General features: G+C 71.0%; 26 protein-coding genes, 1 tRNA gene and 1 pseudogene. 14 read left to right on the top strand and 14 right to left on the bottom strand.

The window, feature by feature from the left end; genetic code table 11:
• Positions 1-12: 12 nt before the first annotated feature.
• From ABKA17_RS14540 to ABKA17_RS14525, 4 genes are all read right to left on the bottom strand, one after another.
• Entirely contained in the window at positions 13-489 is a 477-nt protein-coding gene (locus ABKA17_RS14540; RefSeq protein ID WP_353692452.1) for a copper chaperone PCu(A)C, read from the bottom strand.
• On the bottom strand, positions 486-1,139 hold the full coding sequence (locus ABKA17_RS14535; protein ID WP_353692451.1) for an SCO family protein: 654 nt from the start codon (positions 1,137-1,139) through the stop codon (positions 486-488). Before ABKA17_RS14535 ends, ABKA17_RS14540 begins: the two co-directional genes overlap by 4 nt.
• Positions 1,140-1,232: 93 nt before the next feature.
• The gene (locus ABKA17_RS14530; protein ID WP_353692450.1) at positions 1,233-1,979 is read right to left on the bottom strand and encodes a YcnI family copper-binding membrane protein; all 747 of its coding nucleotides are present in this window, start codon (positions 1,977-1,979) and stop codon (positions 1,233-1,235) included.
• Positions 1,980-2,135: 156 nt separating this feature from the next.
• Complete coding sequence (locus tag ABKA17_RS14525; protein WP_353692449.1) at positions 2,136-2,963, bottom strand: hypothetical protein; 828 nt, start codon at positions 2,961-2,963, stop codon at positions 2,136-2,138.
• Between the two features lie 232 nt (positions 2,964-3,195).
• On the opposite strand from ABKA17_RS14525, the gene ABKA17_RS14520 reads away from it, so the two are divergent.
• The 3 genes from ABKA17_RS14520 (at position 3,196) to ABKA17_RS14510 (ending at position 5,571) form a co-directional block, all read left to right on the top strand.
• The gene (locus ABKA17_RS14520) at positions 3,196-3,645 is read left to right on the top strand and encodes an ATP-binding protein (RefSeq protein WP_353692448.1); all 450 of its coding nucleotides are present in this window, start codon (positions 3,196-3,198) and stop codon (positions 3,643-3,645) included.
• A gap of 129 nt (positions 3,646-3,774) precedes the next feature.
• Complete coding sequence (locus ABKA17_RS14515) at positions 3,775-4,719, top strand: intradiol ring-cleavage dioxygenase (protein WP_353692447.1); 945 nt, start codon at positions 3,775-3,777, stop codon at positions 4,717-4,719.
• Positions 4,720-4,728: 9 nt separating this feature from the next.
• Positions 4,729-5,571 (top strand): triphosphoribosyl-dephospho-CoA synthase, encoded by an 843-nt coding sequence (locus ABKA17_RS14510; RefSeq protein WP_353692446.1) that lies wholly within the window; start codon positions 4,729-4,731, stop codon positions 5,569-5,571.
• On the opposite strand, the gene ABKA17_RS14505 is transcribed toward ABKA17_RS14510, so the two are convergent.
• The 4 genes from ABKA17_RS14505 to ABKA17_RS14490 all read right to left on the bottom strand — a co-directional run bounded on the left by ABKA17_RS14505 (position 5,543) and on the right by ABKA17_RS14490 (position 11,391).
• Entirely contained in the window at positions 5,543-6,820 is a 1,278-nt protein-coding gene (locus ABKA17_RS14505; protein WP_353692445.1) for an MFS transporter, read from the bottom strand. The two genes, ABKA17_RS14510 and ABKA17_RS14505, sit on opposite strands and share 29 nt — an antisense overlap.
• A gap of 55 nt (positions 6,821-6,875) precedes the next feature.
• Positions 6,876-8,252: a MocR-like pyridoxine biosynthesis transcription factor PdxR gene (pdxR, locus tag ABKA17_RS14500; RefSeq protein ID WP_353692444.1), complete on the bottom strand. Its 1,377-nt coding sequence runs from the start codon at positions 8,250-8,252 to the stop codon at positions 6,876-6,878.
• A gap of 66 nt (positions 8,253-8,318) precedes the next feature.
• The gene (locus ABKA17_RS14495) at positions 8,319-9,785 is read right to left on the bottom strand and encodes an aminopeptidase P family protein (protein ID WP_353692443.1); all 1,467 of its coding nucleotides are present in this window, start codon (positions 9,783-9,785) and stop codon (positions 8,319-8,321) included.
• Between the two features lie 94 nt (positions 9,786-9,879).
• Positions 9,880-11,391: a PP2C family protein-serine/threonine phosphatase gene (locus tag ABKA17_RS14490; protein ID WP_353692991.1), complete on the bottom strand. Its 1,512-nt coding sequence runs from the start codon at positions 11,389-11,391 to the stop codon at positions 9,880-9,882.
• Between the two features lie 492 nt (positions 11,392-11,883).
• Here ABKA17_RS14490 and ABKA17_RS14485 point away from each other — a divergent pair, with 492 nt between their 5' ends.
• Positions 11,884-12,549, top strand: coding sequence for a bifunctional DNA primase/polymerase (locus tag ABKA17_RS14485; protein WP_353692442.1), 666 nt, complete (start codon positions 11,884-11,886; stop codon positions 12,547-12,549).
• A gap of 56 nt (positions 12,550-12,605) precedes the next feature.
• A complete protein-coding gene (locus tag ABKA17_RS14480) occupies positions 12,606-13,205 on the top strand; it encodes a hypothetical protein (protein WP_353692441.1) in 600 nt (199 codons plus the stop codon).
• A gap of 273 nt (positions 13,206-13,478) precedes the next feature.
• Here the strand turns inward: ABKA17_RS14480 and ABKA17_RS14475 are convergent, their stop codons facing one another.
• The 3 genes from ABKA17_RS14475 to ABKA17_RS14465 form a co-directional block, all read right to left on the bottom strand.
• The gene (locus tag ABKA17_RS14475) at positions 13,479-14,444 is read right to left on the bottom strand and encodes a DUF5926 family protein (RefSeq protein ID WP_353692440.1); all 966 of its coding nucleotides are present in this window, start codon (positions 14,442-14,444) and stop codon (positions 13,479-13,481) included.
• Between the two features lie 185 nt (positions 14,445-14,629).
• Entirely contained in the window at positions 14,630-15,268 is a 639-nt protein-coding gene (locus ABKA17_RS14470; RefSeq protein WP_353692439.1) for an ATP-binding protein, read from the bottom strand.
• A gap of 152 nt (positions 15,269-15,420) precedes the next feature.
• On the bottom strand, positions 15,421-16,230 hold the full coding sequence (locus ABKA17_RS14465; protein WP_353692438.1) for a glycerophosphodiester phosphodiesterase: 810 nt from the start codon (positions 16,228-16,230) through the stop codon (positions 15,421-15,423).
• Between the two features lie 282 nt (positions 16,231-16,512).
• Between ABKA17_RS14465 and ABKA17_RS14460 the strand changes: the two genes are divergently transcribed.
• Positions 16,513-18,027, top strand: coding sequence for a S1C family serine protease (locus ABKA17_RS14460; protein ID WP_353692437.1), 1,515 nt, complete (start codon positions 16,513-16,515; stop codon positions 18,025-18,027).
• A gap of 102 nt (positions 18,028-18,129) precedes the next feature.
• Here the strand turns inward: ABKA17_RS14460 and ABKA17_RS14455 are convergent, their stop codons facing one another.
• Positions 18,130-18,498, bottom strand: a complete 369-nt coding sequence (locus ABKA17_RS14455) for a VOC family protein (RefSeq protein ID WP_353692436.1) — start codon at positions 18,496-18,498, stop codon at positions 18,130-18,132.
• 63 nt (positions 18,499-18,561) lie between these two features.
• Between ABKA17_RS14455 and ABKA17_RS14450 the strand changes: the two genes are divergently transcribed.
• The 4 genes and pseudogenes from ABKA17_RS14450 to ABKA17_RS14435 all read left to right on the top strand — a co-directional run bounded on the left by ABKA17_RS14450 (position 18,562) and on the right by ABKA17_RS14435 (position 19,938).
• Positions 18,562-19,020 (top strand): MarR family winged helix-turn-helix transcriptional regulator, encoded by a 459-nt coding sequence (locus ABKA17_RS14450; protein ID WP_353692435.1) that lies wholly within the window; start codon positions 18,562-18,564, stop codon positions 19,018-19,020.
• Between the two features lie 103 nt (positions 19,021-19,123).
• Positions 19,124-19,210 (top strand) — tRNA-Ser (locus ABKA17_RS14445).
• Between the two features lie 59 nt (positions 19,211-19,269).
• Positions 19,270-19,455: a hypothetical protein gene (locus tag ABKA17_RS14440; RefSeq protein WP_353692434.1), complete on the top strand. Its 186-nt coding sequence runs from the start codon at positions 19,270-19,272 to the stop codon at positions 19,453-19,455.
• A gap of 65 nt (positions 19,456-19,520) precedes the next feature.
• Positions 19,521-19,938: pseudogene (locus ABKA17_RS14435) on the top strand (ASCH domain-containing protein).
• A gap of 20 nt (positions 19,939-19,958) precedes the next feature.
• On the opposite strand, the gene ABKA17_RS14430 reads toward ABKA17_RS14435, so the two are convergent.
• Both ABKA17_RS14430 and ABKA17_RS14425 read right to left on the bottom strand, forming a co-directional pair.
• The gene (locus ABKA17_RS14430) at positions 19,959-20,390 is read right to left on the bottom strand and encodes a hypothetical protein (RefSeq protein WP_353692433.1); all 432 of its coding nucleotides are present in this window, start codon (positions 20,388-20,390) and stop codon (positions 19,959-19,961) included.
• Positions 20,391-20,596: 206 nt separating this feature from the next.
• Positions 20,597-21,466 carry a bifunctional DNA primase/polymerase gene (locus tag ABKA17_RS14425; RefSeq protein WP_353692432.1) on the bottom strand — a complete coding sequence of 290 codons (870 nt, stop codon included), beginning with the start codon at positions 21,464-21,466 and terminating at the stop codon, positions 20,597-20,599.
• A gap of 347 nt (positions 21,467-21,813) precedes the next feature.
• Here ABKA17_RS14425 and ABKA17_RS14420 point away from each other — a divergent pair, with 347 nt between their 5' ends.
• The 4 genes from ABKA17_RS14420 (at position 21,814) to ABKA17_RS14405 (ending at position 25,171) form a co-directional block, all read left to right on the top strand.
• A complete protein-coding gene (locus tag ABKA17_RS14420) occupies positions 21,814-22,128 on the top strand; it encodes a hypothetical protein (RefSeq protein WP_353692431.1) in 315 nt (104 codons plus the stop codon).
• 406 nt (positions 22,129-22,534) lie between these two features.
• Positions 22,535-23,608 (top strand): bifunctional MaoC family dehydratase N-terminal/OB-fold nucleic acid binding domain-containing protein, encoded by a 1,074-nt coding sequence (locus ABKA17_RS14415; protein WP_353692990.1) that lies wholly within the window; start codon positions 22,535-22,537, stop codon positions 23,606-23,608.
• Positions 23,595-24,008: a MaoC family dehydratase gene (locus ABKA17_RS14410; protein WP_353692430.1), complete on the top strand. Its 414-nt coding sequence runs from the start codon at positions 23,595-23,597 to the stop codon at positions 24,006-24,008. Before ABKA17_RS14415 ends, ABKA17_RS14410 begins: the two co-directional genes overlap by 14 nt.
• On the top strand, positions 24,005-25,171 hold the full coding sequence (locus ABKA17_RS14405) for a lipid-transfer protein (RefSeq protein WP_353692429.1): 1,167 nt from the start codon (positions 24,005-24,007) through the stop codon (positions 25,169-25,171). Before ABKA17_RS14410 ends, ABKA17_RS14405 begins: the two co-directional genes overlap by 4 nt.
• Positions 25,172-25,276: the final 105 nt, after the last annotated feature.

Here is a 25,276-nt window from a genome sequence, read left to right as displayed (position 1 = left end):
GTGGTCCCTCCCTCAGTGCCCGGTCTTCGGGTTGTACGTCGCGGACTTCACCGGCATCTCGACGGTGACCGGATCGGACTTCGTGAAGTGCAGTTTCAGGGAGACCGTGTCGCCCTGTTCGGGCTTGCGCTTCAGGTTCTCGAACATCAGGTGGTTGCCGCCGCTCTTGAACTCGAGTCGTCCGTGGGCGGGCACGTCGAGGCTCTTGACCTCGGTCATCGAGGAGTCGACGGTCTCGTGGACGGTGACCTGGCCGACGTCGCTGGTGACGGAGGTCAGGTCGTCCTTCGAGCCGCCCTTGTTGGTGATGGTGAGAAAGCCCGCCGCCATGGAGTCGGAGACCGGCTGGGGCATGTAGGCGGCGCTGACGGACAGTTCGGCCCGCGCGTCGCCGGAGCCGGAGCCGGAGTCCGAGCAGCCGGTCAGGGCGGCCGCCCCGACCAGCGCCCCGACCAGCGCCGCGGGGGTGAGCCGCCGTACGGCGATCACGGGTTCTCCCCCTTGACGATCTTCGGGAGGTCCTTGGTGTAGTCGTCGACGGTGGCGTCCTCGCCGTAGAGGACGTATCCGCCGTCGGTCTTCGGTGAGAAGGCGACGACCTGGGTGCCGTGGGTCGAGACGATCTTGCCGTTCTTGTCCTTGTGCGGCGGCTCGACGGAGATGCCGAGGGTGCGGGCGCCGGCCTGGATGGTGGCGAAGTCGCCGGTCAGGCCGACGATCTGCGGGTCGATGCCCTTGAGCCACTTGCCGAGTTCCTTGGCGGTGTCCCGGTCGGGGTCGGTGGTGACGAACACGACGCGCAGCTCGTCCTGCTGTGCCTTGCTCAGCTGCTTCTTGGCGACGGCGACGTTGTTCATCGTCAGCGGGCAGACGTCGGGGCAGTTGGTGTAGCCGAAGTAGATCAGCGTCGGGTGGCCCTTGGTCTGCTCGCGCAGGTCGTACTTCTTGCCGGTCGTGTCGGTGAGGACGAGGTCCGGCTTCTCGAACGGCTTGTCGAGGACGGTGGCGGCCTTGTCGGAGCTCGTCTCCTCGGAGACCACCGCGACGGGCGAGTTGCTGTCGTCACCGCTGCCGCAGGCGGTCAGCGTCAGGGAGGCGGCGGCGAGCAGCGCGGCCGCGGCGAACGTCTTCTTGCGCATAGAAAAATGTCCCAGATGTGAAGGTTCCGGGGTGCACCGGGGTCGTGCGGACAGGCCGTACGACCCCGGTGCCCCGCGCGGATTCATTGGATCTCAGGCGTCGGCGCTGGTGCGCCGACGGCCGGCGAGCACGCCGTATCCGACCCCGACCACGCCGACGGCGATACCGACCACGCCGAGCACGCGCGCGGTGGTGTCGCTGCTGTCGGCGGGGGCGGCCGTCGTGGCGGCGGCCTTCTCGGCGTCGTCCGCCGAGTCGTCGGAGGCCTCCTCGGTCGCCGAGGCGCCGTGGTGGCCGTCCTCGGAGGCGGCCGAGAGCTCCAGCACCGGGGCCGGGTTCTCGGGCTCCTCCTGGCCCTCCTGCTCGACCTCGATCCAGCGGACGACCTCCTTGTTGGAGTACGTCTGGATCGCCTTGAAGGTGAGTTCGTCGGTGTCCTCGGGCAGCGTGCCCACGGAGACCGGGAACTTCTCGAAGAAGCCCGGCTGGATGCCCTTGCCGTCGGCGGTCCAGGTGATCTTGGAGACGGCCTCGGAGATCTTCTTGCCGTGCAGCTCGATGGGCTTGGCCAGCGTGGACTTGGTGACCTTGATGTCCCAGCCGGACATCGGCTCGGGCATGGCGGAGGCCAGCGGGTGGTCGGTGGGGAAGTTCACCTCGAGCTTGGTCGTCGAGGCGTTGTCGCGCTCGTTGGGCACCTTGAAGTCGATGACCGCGTAACCGCCCTTGGCTGCGCTGCCCTCGGGCTGCACGGTGACGTGCGCGAACGCGGGGGAGGACAGGACGACGACGGCGGTGGCGGCAATGGCACCGGTGACGGCGAGACGAGAAGACTTCATGAAAGGGAGCACTCCACTTCGCGTGTGATGTTCGGAGTTGAAGAGGGGTACGCGCGCGCAGAGGTGCCCGATCACTCGGAAACAGGGGCACGCGCGTGTGGCCGCACGACGGCGGCGCCCCTCCCTCGGCATCGGGGAAGTGGTGTGCGCGTCGTGTCAGGCGGCGAGAACGAGACCGTCGGTGGCCGGCGGGCCGCGCCTGATCACCGCGTGCCGGAGCGCGGTCGTACGAGGCTCGGGCGGCGCGAGCGGATCGGTGCGCGGCACACGAGGAGCGGCGACCGGTGTCCCCGGCAGCCCGGCCCGCAGAGCGCGCACCAGGGCGAGCGCCCCGCGCAGGGACCGTACGAGCGTGCCCTCCGCGACGCCGTGCGCCGAGAGTTCGGCCAGCCGCAGCAGGGCCAGGTCGCCGTGGCGCAGCAGCCAGCCCGCGGCGAGGGCCGCGAGGACGTGGCCGAGCAGCATCGGCAGGGAGGGCAGCAGCGAGACGGACGAGCCGGTGGCCATGGTGTCCGCCACGTGATGCGTGTGCGGGTCCGGGTAGAGGCGCGCCTCGGTGAGGATCCGGACCGCCTGGGTGGGGCTGATCGCCGCCACGCTTGTCCCGCAGACCAGTCGTGCGGCCTGCTCCACCAGCGAGGCGTCGGACACCGTGGAGGACATGGACGGCATGGAGGACATCGCGGACGTGGACATCGACGACTGAGCCGCCATGCTGTGCTGCCCCAGCCCGAACAGCGCGTGCAGCACGGTCTGTCCGGCCACCAGCAGCGCGGCGATGCCCGGGAGCGAGCGCACCCGTCCGGCGAGTGGTGCCGTGACCGCGAGGACCCCGAGGAATCCGGCGCCCAGCGTCCACAGCGGAACGGCCATGCAGGAGGCCATCGTGTGCCCGGCCGCGGCCAGCACGACACAGACCGCGGCGAACACCGCGGCCCGCAGGACCCGGAGATCGGCTCCGGCGCGCTGGTGGGGGGCAGACATGGCGGGCTCATCATCGCACTGGCCGTACGGCGGCCATGCGGCAGGTCCACAAGATGACGTACGAGTCGTACGACCGAAAGATCACCCTCTGATACGAACCGCCCCCACATACCCCATACACCGCCCGATACGCATCCCCCATATGGGCGGCGTCACGTCAACTCTGTGCTTACACCCGGCGACTGGCGGCAATAGGTAACGGTATGTCGAGCCGCGGCCAGGAGGCTGGAGCATGAGCATCTGGTGGTCACTCCATCTGCGCCGCGAGGCCGCGAGCGTTCCGCTCGCGCGCCGGCTGCTGCTCGGCACCATGGAGACCGCGGGCGTCGACCCCGATGTCTGTTACGACCTCTCCGTGGCCCTCAGCGAGGCCTGCGCGAACGCCGTCGAGCACGGCGGGGACACCGGCCACGGCGGCACCTCCGAGGCCTATCGCGTCACCGCCTATCTGGACGGCGAGAAGTGCCGTATCGAGGTCGCCGACTCGGGCCCCGGCTTCGGCCGCCCCACCCAGGCGGTCCGGCGCGCCCCGAGCGAGGCCGAGAACGGCCGCGGGCTCTGTCTGATCCAGGAACTCGCCGACCACGTCCACATCGGCAACAAGCCGGGCCGGGGCGGTGCCGTGGTGAGCTTCGACAAGATCCTCAAGTGGAAGAAGGACGCGCCGCTGATGGCGGTGTGAGCAGAGCACGGGTGGCGGGCCGGACCCGAAGAGCACCCCGAGGCCCGGATTTCAGCTTCCTCAGCATTCACAGGCGGCTCTCAGCGTCTGCCCATCTTCCTGACGGACGCCGTCCATAAGTTCCGGATCATGACGGGAAACCACAAGGACAACACGATCACCAGGCGCCGGGCGATCGCCGTGACCGGCGGCACGGTCGCCGCCGGCGGCCTCGCCCTCGCCGGTTACCAGTCGGCCTTCGCCGACACCGAGACCGGCGCCGAGACGACGGCCACCGCCTCGGCCACGAGCACCAGCACGAGCAGCGCGTGCATGACGCTCATGACGAGTGTCACCGAGGGGCCGTACTACCTCGACGGCGCCCTGGTCAGAAAGGACATCGCCGAGGGCAAGAGCGGTGTCCCGCTGACCCTGCGCCTCACGGTCGTCGATGCCACCGACGGCTGCACCCCGGTGCCCGGCGCGGCCGTGGAGATCTGGCACTGCGACGCCTGGGGCTACTACTCCGGCTACACCACCGCCAACCCCGGCGGCTCGGCCCCCGCCGAGAGCGAGGACGGCTCGACCGCCGACGACCGGACCTACCTGCGCGGCTACCAGGTCGCCAACGCCAACGGGGTCGTCAAGTTCGAGACGATCTTCCCGGGCTGGTACACCCCGCGCACCTGCCACATCCACGTCAAGGTCCACACCGGCGGCGAGAAGGAGGACGGCACCTACGAGGGCGGCAAGGTCAACTACACCGGCCAGTTCTTCTTCGACGACGACATCGCCCAGGAGATCTTCACCCTGGAGCCGTACTCGAAGCACTCCGGCAGCTACACCACCCTCGACAACGACATGGTCTACGACGGCGGCGGCGCCTCCAGCGGGCTGCTCACGCTGAAGGCCGTCCACAAGAAGGACCCGTCCAAGGGCTACAAGGGCTTCCTCACCCTCGGCATCGACCCCGACGCCGAGAACACCGGCGCGGGGAGCGGTGGTGGCGGCGAGGGCGGTACCCCGCCCAGCGGCGCCCCGACCGGCGAACCGCCGACCGACAGCGCCTCCCCGTCGGCCTCGGCATCCTCGTAGGGCACGGGCATGAGCAGCCGCGAGGACGAAGCGCTGGCGCAGACCGCCGTGACCGCGCTGACCGGGCAGCTGGCCCTGGCTCCCAAGCCGGGGCTGCCCGATCCGCGTGACCTCGACGCCCGCGTCACCCGCCGGGACCACTGCTTGCTGCGCTGGTCGGCCAAGGCACTCGTGCCCGGCCTCGCGGCGATGGCCGCCGCCGCCCGCCGCACCGGCGAACCCACGCCCGAACTCCGTACCGAACTGGGCGCGATCGGCCGCTGCACCGAGCACTCGGTCGGCCTCGCGGGCGGCGGGCACCGGGGCGCCACCTGGGCCCTCGGTCTGCTGGTCGCCGCGGCCGCCCTGCGTCCCGGCGCCGCGGCGACGGACATTGCGCAGGCCGCCAAGGGCATCGCCCGGCACACCGACAAGCGCGCCCCGCGAAGGCCCTCCCACGGCTCGTCGGTGTCGGCGAAGTACGGCGCCGCCGGGGCGCGCGGCGAGGCCCGCGCCGGATTCCCGCACGTACGGCGGGCGTTGGACGCCCTGGCCGCCGCACGCGCGGTGGGCGCCACCGAGGCCGAGGCCCGCCTCGACGCCCTGCTCACCGTGATGTCCACCCTCCAGGACACCGAACTCCTCTACGCCGCGGGCCCGCTCGGCCTGCGCCATGTGCAGGCGGGCGCCCGCGGCATCCTGGAGGCGGGCGGCACGTCCACCGAGGCCGGCGCCGCCGCCCTGGTCGCCTTCGACAAGGACCTCCACACGCGCGCGTGGAGCCCCCGTGGCAGCGCCGGGCTGCTCGCGGGGGCCCTGTTCCTGGACTCGCTCCCGGTGACGGTCAGTTCACGAGCACCGGGAGCGGCCTGACCTCCGGCTGGGAGGCGGTGCCGCGGCGCGCCACCGGTCCCATGGCGTACGACGCCAGCAGCGTCACCCCTCCCAGCAGCAGCCAGCCCGCGGTCCCCCAACCGATCAGCAGGGTGGTCACCACCAGGGGACCGAGCGTCCGTGCCACGGTCACGCCCGTTCCGAAGAACCCCTGGTACTCGCCGACCCGGTCGGCCGGCGCCAGGTCGAAGGACAGCTGCCACGAGCCGGCCGACTGCCCCATCTCCGCGACGACCTGGAGGACCGCTCCGGCCACCAGCACCCCGGCGGCCACCCACGGCGACGCACCGGCCGACAGCGCGAACACCCCGCACGCCGCCAGCATGACCCACCCCGACCGCCGCACCGCGCGCGTGGCCGACGCGAGCCCCGTGACACCGCGCGCCATCCGCACCTGGAACACCATCACGGCCCCGGTGTTGAGCACGAACAGCGCGGACACCAGCCAGGTCGGCGCGTTCGTCCGCTCGGCGATCCACAGCGGCAGCCCGAGGCTGAGCAGCGGCATCCGCAGCAGCAGAACGGTGTTGAGGAGCGTGACGGCGACGTAGCGGCGATCGCGCACGACACCGCCGCCGTGACGCTTCTCCACGCCCCCGGCCACCCGACCGGCACCGTTCCCCGCCACACGACGGACGACCCCACCACGAACCGCCACACCAGGCAGCCGCAGCAACACGCCCGCACACACCACGAACGTCACCGCGTCCATCGCGAACACCGCGAGATACGCCTCCCGGGTCCCGCTCTGGATCGCCAGCCCGCCCAGCCCCGCGCCCACCGCCAGACCGGCGTTGAACGCCGACTGGAGGTACGCCAGTGCCCCTGTGCGCTCCCCGGTCGGCACCAGCCCGGCCAGCAGTGTCTGCCGGGCCGCGGCCAGCCCCGACTGCGCGGCGGCGTACGCGCATGCGATCGCGACGAACGGCAGGAAGCCGCGGACGAAGAGGAACGCCGCGACCGCCAGCCCCGCCGCCATGGCCAGCAGCACCGCCGTACCGCGCGCCCCGCGCCGGTCGGCGAGCCGCCCCAGCGGCACCCCCGCCACCGACCCGACCGCCCATCCGACGGTCAGCCCGAGCCCCACGCGCGCGGGGGAGAGCCCGACGATCTCGGTGAAGTAGAACGCCGAGGTCACCAGGAAGGCGCCGTCACCGACGGCATTGGTCAACTGGGCGAGAGCCAGGACGCGTTGCGGACCCGCGGGCGGGACGAGGGAGTTCGTCATGTCTACGACGGTAGAAGAGAACTGGACCCCACCACAGACCCAATAGCGGCTCGCTTTATTGGCCCAATCCGTCCAGCACCTTCCCCAGCGCCTCCAGCGCCTCGGGATACACCCGCTCCCGCGGCGACCCGTACCCCACCACGAGCCCCTGAGGCCGCCCCTCGGCGTCCGGGACGTGCCAGTGGTCCCCCAGGCGCCCGACGGCCAGCCCCTCCGCCTCAGCGCGCGCCAGGGCCTCCTTCTCGTCGGCGACCTCGACCAGTGCGTGCAGCCCGGCCGCGATCCCGCGCACCGGCCGCCTCGCACCCAGCCGGTGCAGCAGTTGGTCACGGCGTCGCCGGTAACGCAGCCGGCAGGCCCGCACATGACGGTCGTAGGCATGACTGTCGATGAGCTCGGCCAGCGCCAACTGGCCGATGGACTCGGTGTGGTGGTCGCTGTGCAGCTTGGCGTCGGCGACCGCGTCGACGAGGTGCGGCGGCAGCACCATCCAGCCGAGCCGCAGCGCGGGCCCCAACGTCTTGGAGGCGGTGCCGAGATACACGACATGCCCCGGCGCCATCCCCTGAAGGGCACCGACCGGCTGCCGGTCGTAACGGAACTCCCCGTCGTAGTCGTCCTCGACGATCAGCCCGCCACGCGCGCGTGCCCAGTCGGTGAACGCCCGCCGCCGCTCGGGATGCAGCGTCACGCCGGTCGGGTACTGATGGGCGGGAGTGAGCACGACGGCCCCGGGCTCCCCCAACTCCTCAGTGCGGGCGCCCCTTTCGTCGACCGGCACGGGTACGACGGTCCCGCCGCCGCGCCGGACGACCTCCCGGTGGAAGGGCAGCCCCGGATCCTCCATGGCGATCTCGCCACCGTCCAGCACGCGCGTGAGCAGCGCGAGCCCCTGCACATACCCGGAGGTGATCACGATCCGCTCGGGCGGCGCGACGACCCCACGGGCCCGCCCCAGATACCCGGACAACGCGGTCCGCAGTTCGATGCGCCCGCGCGGATCCCCGTAGTCGTACGCCAGTGAGGGTGCCGTCGCGATCGCCCTGCGCAGCGCCCGCAGCCAGGCCGCCGCCGGGAAGGTCCCGACGTCCGGGCTGCCCGGCCGCAGATCGAACCGCGGGGCACGCGCGCGTGCGGACGACTCCGGCGCCTGCTCGTCGACCGCCGGCAAGGAGGCGACCTGGGTGCCGGACCCCTGCCGGGCGGTGAGGTAGCCCTCGGCGACCAACTGGTCGTACGCCGCCTTCGCGGTCCCCCGGGAGATCCCGAGCTCACCGGCGAGCCGCCGGGTCGCCGGCAGCCGCGTTCCCGGCGCGAGCCGTCCGTCGCGCACGGCGTCCCGCAGGGCCCGTTCGAGCCCGATGCGCCGACCGTCGGACGCGTCCGGCTCCAGATGAAGATCGACACCGACTCCGGACCAGAAGTCGTCCACGAGAACCCTCCCCCTAGGCACGTGAATGGCCGGGCACCGCTCTGGTACCCGGCCATCGGTCTTGTATCAGCCCTTGAGCGACGCCATCCAGGCCTCGACCTCGTCGGAGCGGCGCGGCAGCCCCGCCGACAGGTTCCGGTTGCCGTCCTCCGTCACCAGGATGTCGTCCTCGATCCGGACGCCGATGCCCCGGTACTCCTCGGGCACGGTCAGGTCGTCGGCCTGGAAGTACAGGCCCGGCTCGACGGTGAGCACCATGCCCGGCTCCAGCGTGCCCTCGACATAGGTCTCGGTGCGCGCGGCGGCGCAGTCGTGGACGTCCATGCCGAGCATGTGCCCGGTGCCGTGCAGCGTCCAGCGCCGCTGGAGCCCCAGCTCCAGCACCCGCTCGACCGGCCCCTCGACCAGGCCCCACGCCACGAGCTTCTCGGTCAGCACGCGCTGCGCGGCATCGTGGAAGTCGCGGTACTTGCCGCCCGGCTGCACCGCCGCGATACCGGCCTCCTGGGCCTCGTAGACGGCGTCGTAGATCTTCTTCTGGATCTCGGTGTACGTGCCGTTGATCGGCAGCGTGCGCGTGACGTCCGCGGTGTACAGCGTGTGCGTCTCGACGCCGGCGTCCAGAAGGAGCAGGTCGCCGGAGCGCACCGGGCCGTCGTTGCGCACCCAGTGCAGGGTGCAGGCGTGCGGGCCGGCGGCGCAGATGGAGCCGTAGCCGACGTCGTTGCCCTCGACCCGCGCGCGGAGGAAGAACGTGCCCTCGATGTACCGCTCGGAGGTCGCCTCGGCCTTGTCGAGCACGCGAACGACATCCTCGAAGCCGCGCACGGTCGAATCGACCGCCTTCTGCAGCTCGCCGATCTCGAAGTCGTCCTTGACCAGCCGCGCCTCGGAGAGGAAGACCCGCAGCTCCTCGTCGCGCTCGGCGGTGACCTTGTCGGTCAGCGCGGCCTCGATGCCGGCGTCGTAGCCGCGCACGACCCGCACCGGGCCGGTGGCCTCGCGCAGCGCGTCCGCCAGCTCGCGCACGTCGGAGGCGGGGATGCCATACAGCGCCTCGGACTCCGCCAGGGAGTGCCGGCGGCCCACCCACAGCTCGCCCTGTCCGGAGAGCCAGAACTCGCCGTTCTCACGGTCGGAGCGCGGCAGCAGGTAGATCGTCGCCTTGTGGCCCTCGGCGGCCGGCTCCAGCACGAGCACGCCGTCCTCGGTCAGGTTGCCGGTGAGGTACGCGTACTCGACGGAGGCCCGGAAGGGGTACTCCGTGTCGTTCGAACGCGTCTTCAGGTTGCCCGCCGGGATCACCAGACGCTCACCGGGGAACCGCGCGGACAGCGCGGCACGGCGGGCGGCGGTCTCGGCGGCCTGGGGGATCGGCCGCAGGTCGTGCAGCTCGGTGTCGGCCCAGCCGGACTTCATGCTGTCGGCCAGCTCGTCGGAAACGCCCGGGTACAGCCCGTTCTTCCGCTGCTTGATCGGCTCCTCGGACTCGGTCTCCGGGGTCTCCGGATTGAGCTCGTCGGCCACGGTCATCCTCCTTGATACGGCACTGGACCCCCTCCATCGTACGGTCGTACGGAAGGGGGCCCAGGGCCCTTGGACCTGTTACCGAGAGGTGTCCGAGGGGCTACTCGAAGTGCGCGGCGAGCAGGACGACGTCCTCGTCGGAGTCCGCCGCGTCGAGCCCGTCGGGCAGCACGGTCCGCAGGACGTGGTCGACGATCGCGTCCGGGTCGTTCCGCAGCGCCTTGGGCACCCCGGCCGCGGCCGCGTGCAGCCGCGCGAAGGCACGGTCCGTGGGGTCGCCGGTACGGTGCAGCAGCCCGTCGGTGTACAGCAGAACCGTCTCTCCAGGCTCGGCCGTCAGCTCCACGCTGGGCGCCTCCCAGCAGGCGAGCATCCCGAGCGGCGCCGACACGGACGTCTCCACGAACTCGGTGCGCCGCTCCCCGATCAGCAGCGGCGGGCTGTGCCCGGCACCGGCCAGCGTGATCTTGCGCAGCGCGGGCTCGCAGTAGGCGAACAGGGCGGTCGCGGAGCGCGCCGGTTCGGTGAGCCGCAGCAGCAGCTCCAGGTCCGACAGGACGGCGACGGGGTCCTCGCCCTCCATCACGGCGTAGGCCCGCAGTGACGCTCTCAGTCGTCCCATCGCGGCGATCGCGCTCGGCCCGGAACCGGTCACCGAGCCCACCGCGAGCCCCAGCGCGGCGTCCGGCAGCGGCAGCGCGTCGTACCAGTCGCCACCGCCGCGCGGACCGGTGCGGTGCCGGACGGCGAGCCGCATGCCGGCGACCCGGGGGAGCCGGGACGGCAGCAGCTCCTCCGACATCGTCGCCATGCACGCGCGCGTGCGCTCCACTTCGAGGAGCCGTGCCAGGTGTTCGGTCGCGTAGCGCGTGTACAGGCCGACGAGGTGGCGCTGGCGCTCGGCCGGTTCGGCGGGCTCGTCGTACAGCCACACCGCGGCGCCGAGCCGCCCCGCGGCGTCGGAGGCGAGCGGCAGCGCGTAGCACGCGGCGTAGCCGAGGCGGGCGGCCACCTCGCGGTGGCGGGGGTCGAGACCGTCCTCGGCGAAGAGGTCCGGCTGGGCGATCTCCCCGTCCGCGCCCGGCAGTCCGTCGAGGATCTTGCCGTACGACATGGCGCTGCGCGGCACGGTCTCGATGTGACCGAGATCGGCCCGGGCGAGGCCCAGGCCGATCGTGGTGTCAGGTCCGAGGCCGTCGGCCGGCTCCAGTACGACGAGTCCGCGTCGGGCGCCCACGAGGGCGGCGCCGGCGCGCAGCAGTTCCGTCAGGGCTTCCTGGAGCGCGTCGGTGCGGGCCAGTCGTTCGGTGAGTTCGTGCAGGGTGGTGAGGTCGGAGACCCAGCCCGCGAGCCGGTCCTGGAGCACGGCGCTCGGGGCGTGCGGTGGCGGGACCGGTGAGGTGTCCGGGGCAACGGGCGCGGGCGCGACAGTGTGTGCGGGCGAGGGAACCGTTGAATCGATTCCGGCCACTTTCGGAGGGTGAGGGGCGTTCATGGCGTCCGGCTTTCCGACCGGTGCGTATTGCTCAAAAGCATCGCAAACCCCCATGTCATTCTGCGCCGCTAGCAGTGTCTCCACATGTACACGCACTCGTGAGGGGATGTCCAGCATTGTCCTGCCGGGATTCCTGGTGTCCATGGGTCGACGGTGGACCTCTTGCCGAAAAGCAAAGTTGGCTTAAAACTGACTCGGGTAACGCCCTATTGCGGTCGACTGGCCTTGCTCCACTGAGCGTCACAGCGGTCGTGATGGGTACGTACTCGGAGAAGGCCAGGGGTGGTTGACATCCACCCGGAACCTGGTGACGGACCCGGGCGTCTTAGCCACCGACGACCGTGCCCCATCCTCCGTGGCGGAGGCGAAGAGAAACACGCGGGACAGCAAAACGCCAGACTTCGCCACCCCCACGCCACGCCCATGCTTTTGATAGACGCAGTGTGGGTCAGGCTGCCGTGGACGCAGCCAACGCTCGACCCATAGGGGTTCCCCTTGTCTCGGACAGGGGTGTGATGCGCCAAAAGGTACGCACAGTGCAGTGATCGACACATGGTGTGATGTGGCCCACGGTGTTGCCAGCGGTGCAACGGAAAGGAACGAGCGCTCATGCGCGAGATCCTCGGAAAGGCACGCAGGCTCCTGTCCAAGCGGAACGACGGGGGGCCTGAGTTGATCAGCGCGGCCCTGACCTTCGCGACGGAATGGCAGTGGCCCGTACTCCCGGGCGCGGCGCCGGACCCGCAGGGGCGGGCCCGTTGCAGCTGCCCCGACCCCGAGTGCACGGTCCCCGGCGCCCACCCGTTCGACCCCGGGCTCCTCGCGGCCACCACCGACGAGCGCATGGTGCGCTGGTGGTGGGCCAACCGGCCCGCCGCGCCGATCGTCCTGGCCACCGGCGGCACGGCACCCTGCGCGGTGTCCCTGCCGGCCCTCGCGGCCTCCCGCGCGCTGACCGCCCTCGACCGCCAGGGCATGCGCCTCGGCCCGGTCGTCGCCGCGCCCACCCGCTGGTCGATCCTCGTCAAGCCGTACTCCATGGAGCAGTTGGGCGAACTGCTGTACGCCAAGGACTTCGTCCCGGGCTCCCTGCGCTTCCACGGCGAGGGCGGCTACCTCGCGCTGCCCCCGTCCGAGACGGGCCGGGGCGCCATCCGCTGGGAGCGCGCACCGCTGCCCGGCTCGGCCTCCCCGTGGGTGCCCGACGTCGAGGCCGTGGTGGACGCGGTGGTGGACGCCCTCACTCGTACGGGTGTGAGCGCGCCCGAGTTGTAAGGGTGTCGGGCGCGCGCGGAACCAGCCGTCCGCGCGCGCTCGTTATCGTCCCTTTCATGAACCTTCGTCTGCTCGCCCTCACGGGCGTCGTGGCATGCGCCGTCGCGCTTCCCCTGGCCGTGGCGTCCGCGGGACAAGTGGGCGAGGGGCGGCGTACGGACGTACGCGAGGAGGCCGCCGTACGCGAGGAGGCCGCGCAAGGCGAGTCCGGCGTACGCGACGAGGTGGCGGGCGAGGATGACAAGGCCGCCGATCCCACCGGCTCGCCGTCCAGCTCCCCGTGGCTGCTCGGACTCGGTCTCGCCACCGCCGCCCGCTGCGGGCCCGAACTCACCTCCCCCGAGGGCATCGAGGCGCAGACCTGTGTCCTGACGCAGGGCGAGGACACCTGGGCGCGCACCTACTACCGCAACGTCACCGGCGGCGGACTGGACTCCGTCCTCAGCTTCATGGGCCCCGGCGGCCGGACCGTGCAGATGCGCTGCGCCGTGGGCGCGGACGACGAGCCGGGCACCTGCGAGACGCCCAGGGAGCGCACGCAGGGTGAGCCGGGCGCGTACACGGCGGTCGCGGAGTTCGCGAGGCGGGGCGGCCAGGGCCCGCTCCTGCTGCGCTCCGGAAGCAACTCCGGAACCAATCCCGGAAGCAACTCCTAGGCGCCTACGGGCAGTTGACGCCCGGCAGCGTTCCGTAAATGGAACCGGACACGCAAAGACCCGGTTGCTGGCGACGGGGGATGCACCAGCAACCGGGCTACTCGAACGGTAACAAGAGATCGGCTGTTCGCAAATTCGATCTCGGTTTTTCATCGGCTTTCCGGACACCGACTCACTTGCTCCTGAGGGGAGTTGTGAACCGGTCCAGCCGTTCCGCGTGCCCGGGGTCCGCTGACCGACGGGTCAGCAGCTCCCGGGTTTCGAACCTGTGTTTCAGCTGAGCGTGACCTGTCGGTTGGTCAGGCCGCCACGCGCGCGACGCTCGTCCGCGGTGAGCGGAGCGTCCGAGGCCAGCGCGGCGGTGAGCCGCTCGGCGAACTCGGCCGCGGGCTTCTCCACGTCGTCCGCGGTGACCCCGCTCGGCAGGTCCCAGACCGGCACGGTGAGTCCGTGGGCGCGGAAGGAACCCACGAGTCGGGTGCCCTCGCCGAGGCTCGACTTCCCGGCCGCGTGCAGCCGCGCGAGGGCGTCCAGAAGCTGCTCCTCGGGATACGGCATGACCCAGCGCAGGTGGTTCTTGTCCGGCGTCTCGCACCAGTAGGCGGCGTCCACACCCTGGAGCTTGGCGGTCGGGATGGCCGCGGCGTTGGCCCGCTCCAGGGAGGCGGTCACCTCCGGCGTGGCGTTCTCCGCGTCCGGCACCCAGAACTCGAAGCCCGCGTGCACGACTGGCTCGAACGCGCCTTCGGGGTCGAGGAGATCCTGGAGGCGCGGGCCCTCGGCCGGGGCGCGGCGGCCCTGCACCGGAGTGCCCGGGTCGGCCTCCAGCGCGCGCTGGAGGGTGTCGGCGAGGTCGCGGCTGATGTCGCCGGACGCCGTGTCGTTCTGCAGACCCAGCAGGACCGAGCCATCGTCGCGGCGCAGGGCCGGCCAGGCCATCGGCAGCACGGTGGCCAGCGAGACGGACGGGACACCCTCGGGGAGGCCGCCCTTGAGGGTCAGTTCGACCGTGGCGGCGGGCACCAGCTCGCGCAGTGCCACCCAGTCGCCCTCGCCCGGCAGCCCCTCGAACGGGCGCTGCACCAGCTCGGTCACCGCGTGCGCCGCGGCCCGGCCGTGACAGGCCTTGTAGCGGCGGCCGCTGCCGCAGGGGCAGGGCTCGCGGGCACCGACGACCGGGATCTCACCGTCGGTGATCTGAGGGCGCTCGGCCTTCGTCTGGGGTCGCTTCTTGGCCATCGTGGGGTCTCCCGGTTACGGCTCGTCTCGTACGGCGGGAGCCTAGCCGTTCACGCGATGACCGACGGGAGCCTGTGGACAACCCCGGCGGTTCGGTAGCGCCCCGTAGGGACGAGGGGAACTGCGCGACCAGCCACGACGGAGCCGCGGCCGACGACGGACCGTCGCGGCCCCCGGCGGAGCGTCTAGTCCAGGTCGGTGAAGGCGTCCGCGAAGTCCAGACCGGCGATCGCCGACACCGAGGGCGCCGCGACGCGCGTCGTGAAGTCGGCGCGGCGGTGGCCGGCGTCCGGATCATGGACGTCGTCGTGCACGACGACCCACACCGTGACCTCGCCCCGGGCGTCGTCCCGGACGCCCCAGTCGTCGGACAGGGCGGTGATGATGTTCAGCCCGCGGCCGCCGTGTGCGGTGACCGAGGGCGTGGCCGGAGCAGGGCGGGTGGGCCCGCCTCCGTCCGTCACCTCGACCGTGAGTCTGCCCCCGGTGTCCACCCGCCAGGCGGCGCGGACATCGCCGTCTCCGGCCAGGGCGTCGCCCAGCGGCCGGCCGTGCTTGCACGCGTTGCTCAAGAGTTCGGAAAGAATCAGTACGGCGTCGTCGATGACCGCTTCCGACACGCCACCCGTGCGCAGTTGAGAACGCATCCGGTGTCTTGCTTCCCCCACGCCCGCAGGGCCATGGGGTACGGCCATGCTCGACGACGTGGGCACCTCCTGTGCCACCACCAACGCCACCCCCGAGACCTCCTTTGCCCCACGCCACGGTGTGGATGCCCCATTGGCCTGTACCGGAAACCGGCCAATCAAGGTCCACCGACGCATTCGTAACGATCGAATACGGTCCGAACGCGCCGGAGCACTCCCTGTAATCGTGTGGCTGGATTTCGACGTTATGGCCGGGTTGGAGAATGGGGGTGCCGGAGGTGCCGGGTCAAGACTTCTTCACAGGTCTTTACCAGTTGTCGCCGTTTTGGTTATCGGCCCAGCTGGCGCAGGACCGCGCGCGGTCGGTTGGTGATGATCGCGTCGACGCCGAGCTCCACGCAGAGATCCACGTCCTCGGGCTCGTTCACCGTCCAGACGTGCACCTGGTGACCGGCTCGTTTCAGCCGCTCGATGTAGGCCGGGTGATTGCGCACGATCCGGATCGAGGGCCCCGCGATGTGGACGCCCGCCGGAAGTCGACCGTCCCTCAGCCTGGGTGAGACGAACTGCATCAGATAGACCGTCGGCAGTGCCGGCGAGGCGGCACGCACGCGATGCAGCGAGCGGGCCGAGAAGCTCATGATCCGTACCGGGGACTCGGCGGCCGTGGCGGGCGCGTCCAGCCCGAACCGCTTCAGCAGGACGAGCAGCCGCTCCTCCACCTGCCCGGCCCACCGCGTGGGGTGCTTGGTCTCGACGGCCAGTTCCACCCGTCGCCCCGCGTCGGCGACGAGCTCCAGGAGCCGCTCCAGCGTCAGTACGGAGGTGTCCTCGCGGTCCTCCGGACGGTGCTCCCAGTCGGGCTCCTCGTCCCGGCTCTTCCAGGAACCGAAGTCCAGGGCGGCCAGATCCGCCAGCTCCAGCGCCGAGACCGCCCCGCGCCCGTTGGACGTACGGTTGACGCGTCGGTCGTGGACACAGACGAGATGGCCGTCGGCCGTCAGGCGCACATCGCACTCCAGGGCGTCGGCGCCGTCCTCGATCGCCTTCTTGTACGCGGCCAGGGTGTGCTCGGGGGCCTCTTCGGAGGCTCCGCGGTGGGCGACGACCTGAATGCTCTGCTGTCGTGCGTGGGTCACCGCGTCATGGTGCCACCGCAGCGGGGTACGCGTCGCACGAGGACGCCGAGACGGTGCCATATTCGGCAACCGTCGAGATGCGCCCCTTTTGCGAAACAGGTCCTATATAAAGAATGGTCGCGGACCCACAGGCACCGCTTATGGTGCTCTGACGGCCTGTGGGAAAAGCTGACGGCATACAAAAGCACATGCACAGCTGCATCGCGCCGGACCGTCGGCAAGCGTGAACGAGCGTGACCGAGTGCGACCGAGGACAACAGCCGTGGATCGAGGAGAAAAGCTGTGAGCACCGAGAACGAGGGCACTGCGGTACCCCCGGCCCCGTCCGCACCTCCCGTGCCGGTGGAATCCCCCGCAGCCTCCCCGCAGGCCACCGCGCCCGACAGCGGCGCCCCGACGACCCCGCTTCCCGCGACGCCTCCGAGCGCCCCCGGCGCACCGGAGCAGGAACTGGTCCACGCGGGCCAGGTCCCGGCGTACGCCTCGGCGGGCGCGGGCGGCGCGCAGGGCGGCGGTGTTCCGGCGGGTGCGAGCGGCGCGCCAGGGCAGCCGGGCCAGACACCGGACGCCTCCTGGCCGCCCCCGCCGCCGGCCACCCCGACGTACGCCGACAGCGGCTCAGGTGGTGCGGGCGCCGGTGGCTGGGGCGCCGCGTACCAGCCCCCGGCGCCGAAGTCCGGCCGTGGCCGCGGCGGCCTGATGGCGGCGGTCCTGATCGCCGCGCTGGTCGCGGGCGGTCTGGGCGGCGGCCTCGGCTACGCCCTGGCCAAGAACGACGACAACACCTCATCGACCACCGTCTCCGCCTCCGACAGCGGCGGCTCCGTCAAGCGCGAGGCCGGCACGGTCGCGGGCGTGGCGCAGCAGGCGCTGCCGAGCACCGTCACCATCCAGGCCGAGTCCAGCAGCGGCGAAGGCGGCACCGGTACCGGCTTCGTCTTCGACACCGAGGGCCACATCGTCACCAACAACCACGTGGTGGCCGACGCGGTGGACGGCGGCAAGCTGACCGCGACCTTCCCGAGCGGCAAGAAGTACGACGCCGAGGTCGTGGGTCACGCGCAGGGCTACGACGTGGCGGTGATCAAGCTCAAGAACGCGCCGTCGGACCTGAAGCCGCTGACCCTGGGCGACTCCGACAAGGTCGCCGTCGGCGACTCGACGATCGCGATCGGCGCCCCCTTCGGCCTCTCCAACACGGTCACGACGGGCATCATCAGCGCGAAGAACCGCCCGGTGGCGTCGAGCGACGGCAGCGGCAGCAACGCGTCCTACATGAGCGCCCTCCAGACGGACGCCTCGATCAACCCGGGCAACTCCGGCGGCCCCCTGCTGGACGCCCAGGGCAATGTGATCGGCATCAACTCCGCGATCCAGTCCACCAGCGGCGGCGGCCTGGGCGGCACCAGCCAGTCCGGCTCGATCGGCCTCGGTTTCGCCATCCCGATCAACCAGGCCAAGTACGTCGCCCAGCAGCTGATCAAGACCGGCAAGCCGGTGTACGCCAAGATCGGCGCCTCGGTGTCCCTGGAGGAGTCGACCGGCGGCGCGAAGATCACCGAGCAGGGCGCCGGCAACTCCGACGCGGTCGAGGCGGGCGGCCCGGCGGCCAAGGCGGGCCTCAAGCCCGGCGACGTCATCACCAAGCTCGACGACTCGGTCATCGACTCCGGCCCGACCCTCATCGGCGAGATCTGGACCCACCAGCCGGGCGACAAGGTCAAGATCACCTACGAACGCGACGGCAAGACTCACACCGTTGACCTCACCCTGGGCTCCCGGGAGGGCGACAGCTGACACCACGCGCGCGTGGGACATCGGAAAGGGGCGCCGTCCATTGGACGGCGCCCCTTCCGCTCTGACCTGTACCTCATCGGCTGAGCGGTCGAGGTTGGTCGTTCAAGCGCGGTCGTGAAGCGTGACCTGGTAGCCGTCGGGGTCGGCGAAGGTGAAGGTCCGGCCGAAGGGGCCGTCGATCGGCGCGGAGACGATGGTGTGACCGTCGGCGACGAGTGCGTCGTGGATGGCCTGGACGTCGGTGGCGTGGAGCCAGATCGCGGCACCGATGCCGGGCTGAGCGACGGATGCGAGGTCGGTGCCGGGAACGACGTCGCGCAGTGCGAACGCGATCGGCTTCGTCTCGAAGACGACGGCGTGCGGAGGTCCGGCCGGCGAGCGGACGAGGCCCAGGTACCGCTCGTAGAACGCCTGCGAGGTGTCGAGGTCGTGCACTTGGAGCGAGATGAAGTCGGGGCCGGTGGCGGGCATGATGACGCTCCTTCTTTTCGTGTCAGTTTCCTGACACGCAGCAAGCTATGTCAGAATACTGACATGAGTCAAGAAGGGGTCGGCATCGACCTGGAGACGTCACTGGGCTACCTGCTCAAAGAAGCGTCGAGCGCCCTCCGCGCGGCCATGGAGGAAGTGCTGCGGCCGCTCGGGATGAGCGTGACGCACTACTCCTGCCTCGAGCTGCTGGCGCAGCGACCGGGCTTGTCGAACTCCGAGCTCGCGCGCGGCGCGTTCGTGACACGGCAGACGATGAACGTGCTGCTCCAGGCCCTGGAACGGGACGGCTACGTGACCAGGCCCGCGGAGGCCCCCGTCGGGAAGGCGCTTCCCACGCGGCTCACCCCCAGCGGCCGACGAAGCCTCGAGAAGGCGAGCGCGGCCGTCCGGTCCGTCGAGTCCAGAATGCTGGCCGACCTGACCGGCCCCGAGCAGTCGGAGGCGTTCCGGATCCTGCGGAGCATGATCCGTTCCCTGCGCGATACCAACGAGGGCGCATAGCTCGCTCGCCGCAGGCTCCGGTGAACCCGGTGTGGACCACGGGCCCCGCCTGTGGACCAAGGCCGGTACGCTGTACCCGCTCCACCCCAGGTGGTGGCAGCGAGGTGGGTTGCCCGAGCGGCCTAAGGGAACGGTCTTGAAAACCGTCGTGGCAGCGATGTCACCGTGGGTTCAAATCCCACACCCACCGCAGTTGAAGGCCCCCGACCGGGTACATCGGTCGGGGGCCGTTCTCAGCGTGGAGGCGCCGTGGCTGCGTTGGGCTTCTTCTTCATCACCCTGCCGTGTCTGGCCATCGCAAGCTTCACCTGCTTCGCCGCCTGCCGTGCTCAACAGCGGAAGGCGTTCAAGGTCCTGGCGGTTGTGTGCCTGTCTGTCGGTCTCGTCTGCGGGCTGACTCCTGTCGGGATCGTGATCTGGGCTTCCACGCTCTGAGTGGCTTCCTGCGGGCTTCGTCACCTCGCGTCGGCCGAGGTGCGTGTCCCCGTACGCTCGCCCCTATGCCGCATTCCATCGACGAACTGCCGCCGTACGAACTGGCTTTCCCCGGGCCGCTCCGCGACAAGCTCGTGGCCGCTGTCCTGTCCGGCGCGAAGACCGCGACGACGGGGCTGTTGCGGGAGTACGAGGTCGAGGGTGAGGCGCTGCCGCGCGGGGGCGCGGTTCGCGGTGCTCGACTCCGAGGAGCGGCGGGTCGCCGTCGTGGAGGTCACGGACGTACGGGTGCTGCCGCTCGGCGAGGTGGATCTGCGGCACGCGTCGGACGAGGGCGAGGGTTACGAGTCCGTCGCTCAATGGCGGGCCGCGCATGAGAAGTTCTGGGGCAGTGAGCAGCTGCGGGAGTTCCTCAAGGACCCCGAGTTCGTCGTCGACGACGACACCCTGGTCGTGGCCGAGCGGTTCCGCGTCGTTCCTTAGGGATCGTTTCGGGATCGTTTCTACAACTCGTAGTCCCGCGCCAGTTCGTCCCACACCACGTCCCGCAGCCCCGCCTCCGCCTCGCAGCCCGACGGCACGCGCGTGGTGGGCTGGAACCAGATGACCGTGAGGGCGGACCGGTACAGAACCGGGTCGTGGGCCGGGTCGAGGGCCGCGGACCGGAACGTGCCCACACACGCCACGGAGGGGAGCATCTCCACCGGGCCGAACGCTCCCGCGTACTGGTGCGGGTACTCGCGCGCGGGCGGGACCAGATGCACCGGCGTCTCCGGGAACGCCTGCTCGGCCGCGACCAGCAGATCCTTGATCTTCATCTCGTTGACCGGCTTGCAGGGGTAACTCTCCGGCGTTCCGCCGTACGTCGAGGAGAACCGCAGGTCGGCGAGGTCGACGCTGCGGCCGCAGGTGAGGACGACGCGGGCCAGCGACATGGTCGGCCTCTTAGGGCGGTGGTGCATCGAACTCCCCTGGATTTCACGGCCGACGCCTGTTCGTGCGGGCTTTGCGTTGTGCGTGCATGCATTGCGTCGTACGTGCTTTGCGCGCATGTGCTCTCGTGTGCGTGCTCTCGTCTGCGTGCTTCACGCGTGCGTGCTCCTGCGTACTTGCTACGCGTGCGTGCTCACGCGTACGTGCGTTACGGCCGGTGTCCCGTCATCCGTGCGGCCGAGGCGATCGTCGCGCGGGCCTCGCGTTCGGTCAGGCCGGTGTTGAGGGCCGCGTCGACGAGGGGGTCGACGAGGGCGGGGCCGATGCCGTCCTCGTAGGCGCGGCAGGCCGCCCAGAACAGGCGGGTGTTGCGCTGGCCCTCGTGCGCGGCGAGGACGAACTGGACCAGGCCCTGCCCGTGGTCGCCGGCCGACGGGGGCGTGGGGTGGCGGGTGGTGCGGGGCGGCGGGAGCAGGAGGCGGAGCAGGGCGGGCGGGCAGGCGGCGGGGGCGAGGTGGGCGGTACCGGGCGCGGTCGCGTACACGCCGTGGTCGGTGCGCGAGCCGGGGCCGACGAGGTAGCCGCCGGCGCCGCGGATGTCGATGCCGGGGGCCAGGCGGCCCGCCGAGTTGGGGACGACGACGTCGGGCGGGCCGCTCAGCCAGAGATGGCGGCCGCCGCTGGGGGTCAGTACGACGACGGTGGCGGGGATCGTGAACAGGTGGCGCAGGGCCAGCTCGCGCAGGGCCGCCGAGGAGTCCGTATCCGATTTCGTGTCGAGGTCGATGCCGATCAGGTGATGGGGCGGCAGGCCGCACGCGATGCCGTAGCCCGTCGCCCAGGGGGCCGCGGCGAAGAGTTCGCGGATGCGGTCGGGAGCGGTGGCGGCGTCGTAGACCCCGTGGCCGAAGCGGCCGCACTCACCGTGGCAGGGCGGGGCCTCGGGGTCGTCGTGGTGGGGGGAGCGCAGGGCCGGGAGCTTTGTTCGGGACAGGGGGATGACGGCCAGGCCGCGTTCGGCGGCTGACAGGGCGTGGGCTAGGGCCAGCGTCGTGGCCTGCCGGTCTGTGGTGGCCATGGCTCTATTTTCGTACACCTGTTCGAGAAAGGGAAGTGTATTCCGGGGCGACTCGCCGGGCGGTACGGGTTGGCCGGAAATGCGCCGGAACGCTTCACCTCTTGCGGTGCTTGGGGCGGTTCTGCCCGCACCGCCCCGACTCGATGCCCAAGGTCGTGAAAGGGGTTTATCGACTTGTACTCACGCTTGAGGGGGAATGATCGCTTCCGGGGTGGTTCGCCGGGGATTCGGTGGGCAACTCTGGTCTCGCGACGTCGTGAACGACTTCGAGGTGGTCGGCCAACTGCCTTGGAAACAGCCTTACTTGACGTACTTCCGGCTAGGAAGCCGGGTTCTGGAGGAAGAACATGGCAAGCATCCGTACCGCCCGCGTCATCGCCGCCGTCTCCGCCCTTCCGCTCGCCGCCGCACTCTTCACCGGCGTCGCGACGGCGGACAACGGCGGCTTCGCGGACGACGGATCGAACGCGGGTGTCGCGAGCATCGTCGGCAGCGGCGTGGGTGGCACCAACAACGGCAACTCGTCGACCACGCAGCAGAACGCGGTCGGCTCCGGTGCCTCGAACCAGAGCAACACCGCACAGGTCAACGGCTCCGCGTTCACGGCCATCAATCAGGGGAACGACAACACGTCCGTCAACTTCGGCCCGCTGTGGTGGTGAGCCCAGGGGGCCTGTGACCGGGGCGGCTCCGGCCGCTCCGGGCTCGGCCCCGGTCTCCGAGGGGTGTGGTCCGTGGGGTGTGACACGTCTGCGCGGCGGTGCTTCGGCGCCGCCGCGCAGACGTTTGTGCGTGCGGTGACCGGCTGCTGACAGTTCGGTGACCGGCTGCTCGCGGGTCGGTGGCCGGCCGCTCGCGGTTTAGGGGGCGGCCGCTCGCGGTTCGGTGGTCGGCCGTCGGCGGGGCTGTCGTCGGTTGCCCGCCTTGACAGTGCACGGTATCTGACGGACAGTCAGAAATCTTCGCGGAGTCGATGGGAACCCCGGCGGCGGCAGCGGTGTACCAGAAGTGTCAGTACGAAACGGGCGGGACGCACGGGCCTACGAGGACGACGACGAGGGGGAGGCCATGGCCGACGAACTGGAGCAGCGACTGAAGGTGTACGAGGGCCGGCCCGCCGCCGTGTCCGGCACCGGCAAGGACCCCGTCAACGCGCCCATGATCCGGCACTGGTGCGAGGCGATGGGCGACACCAACCCGTCCTACTCCGGCCCGGACGCCATCGCCCCACCCACCATGCTCCAGGCCTGGACCATGGGCGGCCTCTCGGGACATACGGGCCGCTCATCCGCCTACGACGAACTGCTCACCCTCCTCGACGAGGCGGGCTGCACCTCGGTCGTCGCCACCGACTGCGAGCAGGAGTACGTCCGTCCCCTGCGCCCCGGCGACGAGATCACCTTCGACGCCGTGATCGAGTCGGTCTCGTCCCGCAAGACGACCAAGCTCGGCATCGGATACTTCGTCACGTCCCGCATGGACATCCGGGTGGGCCCCGACCTCGCGGGCACCCACCGCTTCCGCATCCTCAAATACGCCCCCGCACGAACGAGGCGGCCCGAGCGACCGGAGACGACGGAGCGGCCGGAGAACTCGCGGCGGCCGGAGCAATGGGGGCAGTCCGGCCGGCGGGGGCAGTCCCAGCAGCAGGGGCAGCCGGAAAGGGGCCCCCGCCGTCCCCGCCCCGTCGTCAACCGCGACAACGCCGGCTTCTGGGAAGGCGTCCACGCACACCGCCTCCTCATCCAGCGCTGCACCGCCTGTGACACCCTGCGCCACCCCTGGCTCCCGGGCTGCAACACCTGCGGCCACCCGGAGTGGGACACCGTCGAGGCGAGCGGCACCGGCACGGTCCATTCCTACGTCGTCATGCACCACCCGCCCTTCCCCGCCTTCGACCCTCCTTACGCGGTCGCCCTGATAGAGCTCACGGAGGGCGTGCGGATGATCAGCAACGTGACCGGGGTGCCGTACGACAAGGTGCGGATCGGCATGCCGGTGCGCCTCGAATTCAGGGAGTACGACGAGGAGTTGGTGCTCCCGGTCTTCCGCGCGGAGGAAGGCGAGCCCGGAGCGGGCGTGCACGGGGTAGGCGTGCACGGGGTAGGCGCACGCGAGGAGGCGTCCCATGCGGGTCGGTGAGCAGCTTCCGCCGCTGGAGATCCCGGTGACCCGCACGCTGATCGTCGCCGGCGCCGTCGCCTCCCGCGACTACCAGGACGTCCACCACGACGCCGAACTGGCCCGGCAGAAGGGCTCCCCCGACATCTTCATGAACATCCTGACGACCAACGGGCTGGTCGGCCGCTACATCACGGACCACTTCGGCCCGACAGCCGTGCTGCGCCGCGTCGCCATCCGCCTGGGCACCCCCAACTACCCGGGAGACACCATGGTGTTGAGAGGCACGGTCGAGGAGGTCGACGGCGACACGGCGACCGTCCGCGTGGTGGGGGAGAACGGCATCGGCAGACATGTCACCGGCACGGTCACTGTCACTCTGCCTCGGGCCGCCGGTGCTGCCCGGGGAGGCCCGGCATGAGCGTGCGTACGCGGGACGCGCTCGGCGGGCGGGCGGCGATCGTCGGTGTCGGGGCCACCGAGTTCTCCAAGGACTCGGGGCGCAGTGAGCTGAAGCTGGCAGTGGAGGCGGTGCGGGCCGCGCTGGAGGACGCGGGGCTCACGCCGGGCGACGTGGACGGGATGGTGACGTTCACGATGGACACCAACCCGGAGATCACCGTGGCCCAGGCCTGCGGGATGGGTGAGCTGTCCTTCTTCTCCCGGGTCCATTACGGCGGCGGCGCGGCCTGTGCGACGGTCCAGCAGGCGGCGCTGGCCGTGGCGACGGGCGTGGCCGAGGTGGTGGTCTGCTACCGCGCCTTCAACGAACGGTCGGGGCGCCGCTTCGGCTCCGGAGTGCAGCACCGGGAGCCCTCCGCCGAGGGGGTCGCGCTGGGCTGGTCCCTGCCGTTCGGGCTGCTCACCCCGGCCTCCTGGGTGGCGATGGCGGCCCAGCGCTATCTGCACTCCTACGGTCTGACCCCGGAGGCGTTCGGGCACGTCGCCGTCACCGCCCGCAGACACGCGGCGACCAACCCGGCGGCGTACTTCCACGACCGTCCGATCACCCTCGCCGACCACGCCGCCTCGCGCTGGATCGTCGAGCCGCTCCGGCTCCTGGACTGCTGCCAGGAGACGGACGGCGCCCAGGCCCTGGTCGTCACGTCCGTCGAGCGGGCCCGGGATCTGCCGAACCCGCCGGCGGTCGTGGCGGCGGCCGCCCAGGGAGCGGGCCGGGCCCAGGAACAGATGACCAGCTTCTACCGCGACGACCTCACCGGCCTGCCCGAGATGGGTGTGGTCGCCCGCCAGCTGTGGCGCACCTCGGGGCTCACCCCGGCCGACATCGACGTGGGGATCCTGTACGACCACTTCACACCGTTCGTGCTGATGCAGCTGGAGGAGTTCGGGTTCTGTGGGAAGGGGGAGGCGGCGGACTTCGTGGCCGGGGACCGGCTGCCGCTGAACACACACGGAGGACAGCTGGGGGAGGCGTATCTGCACGGGATGAACGGGATAGCGGAGGGAGTGCGTCAGATACGGGGGACGGCGGTGAACCGCATACCCGGCGTGGACCGGGTCCTGGTCACGGCGGGGACGGGCGTGCCCACCTCGGGGCTGGTGCTCTCGGGGGACGACTGAGGCGCCGGCAGCGGGCCTGGCTGCGAGGACGGTGTACCCCTCAGGGGTCATCCCGCAGTACTGCGGGCCCGGTGCTCCACCCTCAGGAGGTGGAGCCACCCCCAC

Origin of the sequence: Streptomyces sp. RG80, assembly GCF_040446465.1 — a bacterium.
Classification (GTDB): domain Bacteria; phylum Actinomycetota; class Actinomycetes; order Streptomycetales; family Streptomycetaceae; genus Streptomyces.
Note: the sequence above shows the minus strand (reverse complement) of the source record. Positions and strands in the feature narration are given on the sequence as shown.